A 6,405-nucleotide genomic window follows, 5' to 3' on the forward strand; every position below is an offset into this window, starting at 1 on the left:
TGCTTAATATATAGGCAAGCAAGTTTATATCCTGTTTACATCCATTCGGACGCGAAACGGTTAAACTCGTTTCTAAGGTCTATAAACATCCGGTCTTCTGTAAAATAATCTTCCGCAAGCTGCTTGTATGCCATAACGGTTGCTTCATCAACGTATGTTGTAGTTGCCTTTAACTCATGCTGCAGTAAGGTCATGTTGGTATGGATGCGGTGCTTTAAATTGTCAAGGTAATCACGATGGATGATTAGTTGGTTTTGAAAATATTCTACTTTTTCCGAAACCTCTTTCCCAGTGTTATCACCGGCAATTTCTTCTAATCGTTCCTGTAGAAAGCCAAGTTCCAGTTCGTAAAAACCAAGTCCTCTTAACCAGGCGTTGTGTGCAAAATTCAAATGTTTGATACTGATATTTTTCATGCATCAAGGTTAGGAACCATTGGCCACTTAAAAAATGACCTATGGCACATCATTACATGAGATTGAACAGTAATTAGTTCCCGCCTTTACACACTATCCTGTCCTTGATGTATGTGCATTTATTATGTTTATTTTTTAAATAAATAATTTATATTAGCCTTGAACATTAAACATCGTCACAATTATTTATGCCTGAATTAGTTGAAGTTCTTGAGTTTTTAGATAACTCGGGAAGTGTAATGGTAAAGCGGGTTCCGGATAACGGACCGACAGAAATCAAATGGGGCGCGCAACTAACTGTACGCGAAACGCAGGAAGCCATATTTTTTAGGGATGGCCAGGTAGTAGACGTTTTTGCGGCGGGGCGTTATATGCTGGAAACGCGTAATTTTCCGGTGATCACAAAATGGGTTACGAGTTTTGCTTATGGCCCTAATTCACCGTTCCGCGCCGAGGTTTATTTCACCAATAAAAAACTATTTACTAATCTGAAGTGGGGCACGCAAGAGCCAATTTTATTTGCTGACCGCGACCTGAAAATGGTACGCTTACGTGCTTTTGGTAATTACACCATCCAGATATCAGATTCCCGCGTGTTTGTAAATCAAATAGTAGGTACAATGGGCATGTACCAGGATGCCGATATTGCCGATTACTTAAAAAATATTATTGTATCTAAACTAACCGGGATACTTGGAAAACAAGCACAATCGGTGATGGATCTGCCTTCAGCTTATGATTCCATTAACGAAAATGTAAAAACAGCGCTACAGCCCGATTTTCAGGATTTGGGTTTATCATTGCACAATTTTTACGTAGGTTCAATTTCTGTGCCTGAAGAAGTTCAGGAGATGATAGATCAACGATCGGGTATGTCGGCCCTGGGTAATATGGATGAGTTTATGAAATACAAAATGGCCATGTCAATCCAGGATGCTGCAAATAACGTCAACGGAATTGCAGGACAAACGGTAGGCGGTGGGGTTGGGCTGGGCATGGGTTTTATGATGCCGCAAATGGTTCAGCAGGCTATGGCACCGGCTATACAGCCTAGTGCTTCGATGCCTGAACAGAAATCCCCTATCGAAAAACTCAAGGATCTTAAAAGTCTTTTGGATTTGGGGATTATCACCCAAGCTGAGTTTGATCAAAAGAAAGCACAATTGTTAAGTCTTATATAACCTTATCCACTTATGACGAATAGTCATCCTTACGAACTGTTTGCTGCTGCCAGCCAACTAGTTCAGCAACAATTACTATTTGACGCCATGCGGCAGTTCATGGACATTACCCGGCTTTATTCAGACCATGAACTGGCGGATGATGCCTTGTATAATGCCGGGCTTTGTCATTTTCACATGAATTCCTTTAAGTCCGCCATCCTTATTTTTCGCGAGCTCATTCAGAACTATCCGGATGCCACAATTTATCCGGATGATAATACCAGGGAATTCGGCCGTACGGCCGCTAAAGCTCATTATTCCATCATCAACTGCTATCTGGGATTGAACGAGGTTGAGGAAGCAAAAAAGGAACTGGCCATACTCAGTGATTTTGATGATGCATATGTTTTCTCTGCAATGAACGAAACTATCAGCTACAAAAACCTGGGACTGATTGCTATACAAACATTTGAACAGCTTAAATAAATGGAACCGGCTACTACACAACCCCTAAGCGGCAGCAATGCCTGCAGCAATTGCGGAGCAAACCTCGAATACGATTTTACAACAAATACCAATAAATGCCCCTATTGCGGAAGCGCTTTTACGACGAGCAAATCAACTGAGCATCCAACAACCGGGCCGGCACCTGATGCAGGCTGCATTCGTTTCAGGAATGACCTTTCAAAATTCAGGCATGCGGTAATTAAGTTTCTAAGCAGCGGCGATAAAACGCCCGTCAACCTGTTATTCGAAGCGGAGTTCCTGCCCGTCGAGCAGATATATGTTCCGTTTTATCAGTTTAGTGGTACCTATACTGGTTATTATAACACGATTGATAATAACGGAAAAGTACTTAGTCAGAACACTCCGCTTAGTGGCAATTTTTCAGTTTCGGTTTATGGCGGTGAAAGTAAGGCGGAGGGAGAAAACATGGCGGTCTTTGCCAATCGTGTCGACAAAAAGCTAATAATTCCAGTTAATGCTATCCAAACAGACGGTATTAAATTAACTGATAGCCAACCGGAACAAAAAGCCTGGGATAATTTGGGCCAGTTACAAGCGGCTAACCAGGTTTATAGCGAACTTACTCATGCTGATCCGGCGCATAAACATCAACACTATTTAAAATATGACACTAAATCGGCCAGTAAATTTTATTACCCCGGCTGGCGGGCAGTATATTATTACCATGGGAATGACTACGCCATTTACATGGACGATGTGACCGGGGAACTAAACGGCAGGAGACCGGCTGATGCCAGTTTCGAACCTCCTCAACAATCGAAGGTTTATAAAAAATATCTGTTATTCGGCTTAGGGCTTTGGTTTGGTGTCCTGGTTTTACGCGCTGCATTGACAGCATTTGCCGGAGATTATTTTGACTTCAAGAATCACTCTTTAAATAACATCATTTTTAGTGAGCCCGTAGGGTTTTATTGGTTGTTACGCGGCGCGTTTTTTCTGGGCTTGCTCCCGCTATTGATGGTAAAGGTACTGTATAAAAAGACTGTTGCAAACTATTACGCCGCGCTAGCCCGGGTACGGAGCGGTAACCTCGACCTTTTAGCATCAGGGAGGAAATCCATCAAATTTCGCCAAATACGTTAAAGTTCATGGATCCCCGGAAATTAAGTAAATGTAGTAATTGCGGTGCCGAACTGGAACCTGCGATTACTACAACTATAAAATGTACTTACTGCGGCAGCGTATTTGAAACCGCGATAAGTGAGGTATCGCCTCCCGATCCGCCATTAAGCGAGGATGAAGAAGTTTTTCAGCCTGTTGAAACTTCACTGGCGAGTCCTGGAGTTAGTCAAGAAAAAAATAGCAGTTCTGGAGCAATCATCATCACCATCTGCGTGTTGGTGTTAATAGGGCTGATAACCACAATCCATAATTACGCCATTGAAAATACCACTAACAATACAGCCGATTCGGTTGCTATTGACAGCGTTGCCTCGATCAATAAGGCAAAAAAAGACAGCGCCGGTGTAATTAGTAATGAGGCAAAGCAAGGTGCATCGTCGAAATCTGCACCCAAAGAGTTGTCTTCAATTGTAGTGGATGCCGCAATGTTCAAAAAACTTTATCGCAATGCGCGTAAAAAGCATGATCAGTTTTCGGGCAATACGTTCATCTACGATCAAAGTTCTCCGCGTTATGTGAATATCAATGGCATATACGCCTATATTAGTAAGGACGATAGCGGTAACACACTCCGGTTTACCACTCAATACACCTCAAAGAATTGGCTATTTATAAAAAATATGATCTTTAATGCCGGTGGTGAAACGTTTAATTACGCGCCTGATTTTAAAAGAGATAACGGCGACGGGGCAATATGGGAATGGAGCGACGAAGAAGTCCCGGATGCAAACCTTTCTATGTTGGTCAAAATAGCTATTTCCAAAAGAACAAAAGTTAGATACGATGGCGATAAATACTACGATGTTGTAACGGTAACCCACATGCAACAGGCGGCGTTAAAAAGGCAGCTTCAGATTTACAAAGGATTACTTTTGGGCTACGATAGGGTGTCCAAAAAATAAAACATAGCCATCGGCATCTGTTATTTCAAAACCGCGTAGCCCGTCGCTATTGTTGTGAATGGGTTGGCGGAAGCTTATGCCGGCCTGATTAAATTCTTCAAATAAAAGGTCGGGGTCTTCGGTAGAAATATATGCATCCCAGGCAGCCCCTTCGTGCCTGGTAGGGTTGGGCATGGGTTTTATGTCGGCAGTAATAGCCTTTAGCATAAGGGAAATGGGGCCGCGGCCCACCATGGCAAAAAACGGATCACCCTCGGGCCCCATGTACCGCACTTCGAACCCAAGTTTAGTTACATAGAAAGCAACCGAATCGGTTACGTTGGAAACAATAAAAAAAGGCGAAATGAAGTAAAGCTTTGACATCGTTTTAAGTTTTTATGATGGGTAAAAGCAGCCTTGTATTTGTTTCAAATATCGATAATTCAAAAAATAGATACAATAAAACAATTAAAAACGGTACTGGTATTTTGTATCTCATTAGAAGTGGTCATGAACTTGCCTGCGCCATACAAGTTTATTACAATCTGCTTAAGGCCTCATTAATCAATTCTAACCCATTTTCTGAATAAGGCAATTTTAGCGCGAATTGATGCCCGTGCCCGTCCATTTTTAACAACGATTTCCGAAGAATATTAATGATTTTCTCAGGATCATCCTTGTATTTTTTTCTGAATTCCTCATATTGCAATTGCAGGAATACCAGGCAAAGTGCATTCTCCATGGTCTGAACATCAGCGTCAACCTTAATTCGTTTCTTCAGGATGATTTGTTTAACACGATCCGATGTCTCGTCGTCATAACCCGTATCTTTCATCAAACGTCCTGCGATGGAGGCATGATGCAGGGATAGGTCTTTGCGCCAATTCAGGTATGGCTCACGCCCTTCCGGGTAATCTTCACGCGGAATTTCCCACCTGCCGATGTGCTGACTCCTGGATGCTAATAGTAACTCTTCACCAGCATCAGGATCTAATTTTAAAACCCATTCATATAATTTAATAGCAAAAAAGTATTCCTGCGGCTCAGTTACGCCCTCCCAGGTAAAACTGCGGGGATCTTGTTTGTTATAAGCATCAAAAAGTTCAAACGCCTTGTTTAGTTTACTCATAGGTTGAAAATAAGTTAAATATTTATAATGCCCTCATGTTTTTTTGAAATCATAAATATCCGATAGATTTGTTGTTATCCATCTAACCAATAATCTTATGAATACATCTACAGCAAATTTATTTGAAGCCAGGGCTAACGAGTTTAAAATGCTGCATCAAAGGGCGGGTATTTTTGTAGCTCCTAATCCCTGGGATGCAGGATCGGCAATGATTTTGGAAACCCTGGGGTTTAAGGCGCTTGCCACAACAAGCGCCGGGCTTGCTTTCTCATTGGGTAAGCCTGATGGGCATGCGTCAATAACCCGGGAGGAGACCCTGCAGAATGTGAAAAATATTATTGCAGCTACCAATTTACCTGTAAATGCCGACCTGGAGAATGGCTATGGCGACAACCCTATTGATTGTGCTGAAACGATTGACCTTGCCGCGAAAGCAGGTTTAGCAGGTGGTTCTATCGAAGATGCTACCGGAAACCCGGCTAATCCTATTTACCCGTTTGAATTGGCTGTAGAACGGGTGAAGGCTGCCGTAAAAGCTGCCCGGAATCAGCCGTACCCATTCACATTAACTGCACGGGCCGAAAATTTAATATACGGCAGGCCCGATTTAAAAGATACTATTGCCAGGCTAGTTGCTTTTGCCGATGCTGGAGCCGATGTATTATTTGCGCCCGGCCTTAAAACGCGCCAGGAGATTGAGGCAGTGGTTAAGGCCGTTGCGCCCCGCCCGGTTAATGTAATTATGGGCGTTTTGGGTAGCAATTTTTCGTTAAATATGCTCGAAGATATGGGGGTGAAGCGGGTGAGCATCGGGTCATCGCTGATTCGGGCAGCTTACGGGGCGGTTTTTAGGGCGGCAGAAGAGATACTTCAAAACGGCACTTTTAGCTATGCCGACCATGCAACACCGTATGGCGATTTGAATAAGTTATTCGGAGGGCGTTAAAAAGCAACTGTTAAACAATAAAACCCGGCGGTAAGCCGACATGGCAAACGCATCTAATTGGGTTAACATAACTTAACACATTTTAGATAATAGGTAATGATGCCAAAAATAGTTGGTGGAATTAGCTAAAAAAAGCAGTATATAGCAAATGCAGATATAAGAGTACCCAGGCTCTGCAGAGGTGCAACCTGCCAGCAATAATATTTGCGAACGATACCAT

At 42.7% G+C, this 6,405-nt stretch carries 8 protein-coding genes; 5 read left to right on the forward strand and 3 right to left on the reverse strand.

The window, feature by feature from the left end; translation table 11 throughout:
* Positions 1–35 precede the first annotated feature (35 nt).
* A complete protein-coding gene (locus tag AC1DV1_RS23165; RefSeq protein ID WP_477364162.1) occupies positions 36–416 on the reverse strand; it encodes a hypothetical protein in 381 nt (126 codons plus the stop codon).
* 188 nt (positions 417–604) lie between these two features.
* Here AC1DV1_RS23165 and AC1DV1_RS23170 point away from each other — a divergent pair, with 188 nt between their 5' ends.
* The 4 genes from AC1DV1_RS23170 to AC1DV1_RS23185 are packed head-to-tail and all read left to right on the forward strand — an operon-like array spanning position 605 to position 4,131.
* Positions 605–1,597: an SPFH domain-containing protein gene (locus AC1DV1_RS23170; protein ID WP_477364165.1), complete on the forward strand. Its 993-nt coding sequence runs from the start codon at positions 605–607 to the stop codon at positions 1,595–1,597.
* Between the two features lie 12 nt (positions 1,598–1,609).
* A complete protein-coding gene (locus AC1DV1_RS23175; RefSeq protein ID WP_477364168.1) occupies positions 1,610–2,065 on the forward strand; it encodes a tetratricopeptide repeat protein in 456 nt (151 codons plus the stop codon).
* Complete coding sequence (locus tag AC1DV1_RS23180) at positions 2,066–3,190, forward strand: TFIIB-type zinc ribbon-containing protein (RefSeq protein WP_477364172.1); 1,125 nt, start codon at positions 2,066–2,068, stop codon at positions 3,188–3,190.
* 5 nt (positions 3,191–3,195) lie between these two features.
* Positions 3,196–4,131, forward strand: coding sequence for a TFIIB-type zinc ribbon-containing protein (locus tag AC1DV1_RS23185; protein WP_477364175.1), 936 nt, complete (start codon positions 3,196–3,198; stop codon positions 4,129–4,131).
* Here the strand turns inward: AC1DV1_RS23185 and AC1DV1_RS23190 are convergent.
* Both AC1DV1_RS23190 and AC1DV1_RS23195 read right to left on the reverse strand, forming a co-directional pair.
* A complete protein-coding gene (locus AC1DV1_RS23190; protein ID WP_477364177.1) occupies positions 4,096–4,494 on the reverse strand; it encodes a VOC family protein in 399 nt (132 codons plus the stop codon). The genes AC1DV1_RS23185 and AC1DV1_RS23190 overlap by 36 nt on opposite strands.
* A 154-nt stretch (positions 4,495–4,648) precedes the next feature.
* Entirely contained in the window at positions 4,649–5,239 is a 591-nt protein-coding gene (locus tag AC1DV1_RS23195; RefSeq protein ID WP_477364180.1) for a DUF4202 domain-containing protein, read from the reverse strand.
* Positions 5,240–5,336: 97 nt separating this feature from the next.
* Here AC1DV1_RS23195 and AC1DV1_RS23200 point away from each other — a divergent pair, with 97 nt between their 5' ends.
* Positions 5,337–6,185, forward strand: a complete 849-nt coding sequence (locus AC1DV1_RS23200) for an isocitrate lyase/PEP mutase family protein (protein WP_477364183.1) — start codon at positions 5,337–5,339, stop codon at positions 6,183–6,185.
* Positions 6,186–6,405: the final 220 nt, after the last annotated feature.

The organism is Mucilaginibacter sp. P4_D1 (assembly GCF_056401935.1).

Coding starts and splice junctions, on each gene's coding strand:
- AC1DV1_RS23200 (WP_477364183.1), top strand. CDS start 5,337: ATGAATACATCTACAGCAAATTTATTTGAAGCCAGGGCTAACGAGTTT.
- AC1DV1_RS23165 (WP_477364162.1), bottom strand. CDS start 416: ATGAAAAATATCAGTATCAAACATTTGAATTTTGCACACAACGCCTGG.
- AC1DV1_RS23175 (WP_477364168.1), top strand. CDS start 1,610: ATGACGAATAGTCATCCTTACGAACTGTTTGCTGCTGCCAGCCAACTA.
- AC1DV1_RS23190 (WP_477364177.1), bottom strand. CDS start 4,494: ATGTCAAAGCTTTACTTCATTTCGCCTTTTTTTATTGTTTCCAACGTA.
- AC1DV1_RS23195 (WP_477364180.1), bottom strand. CDS start 5,239: ATGAGTAAACTAAACAAGGCGTTTGAACTTTTTGATGCTTATAACAAA.
- AC1DV1_RS23170 (WP_477364165.1), top strand. CDS start 605: ATGCCTGAATTAGTTGAAGTTCTTGAGTTTTTAGATAACTCGGGAAGT.
- AC1DV1_RS23180 (WP_477364172.1), top strand. CDS start 2,066: ATGGAACCGGCTACTACACAACCCCTAAGCGGCAGCAATGCCTGCAGC.
- AC1DV1_RS23185 (WP_477364175.1), top strand. CDS start 3,196: ATGGATCCCCGGAAATTAAGTAAATGTAGTAATTGCGGTGCCGAACTG.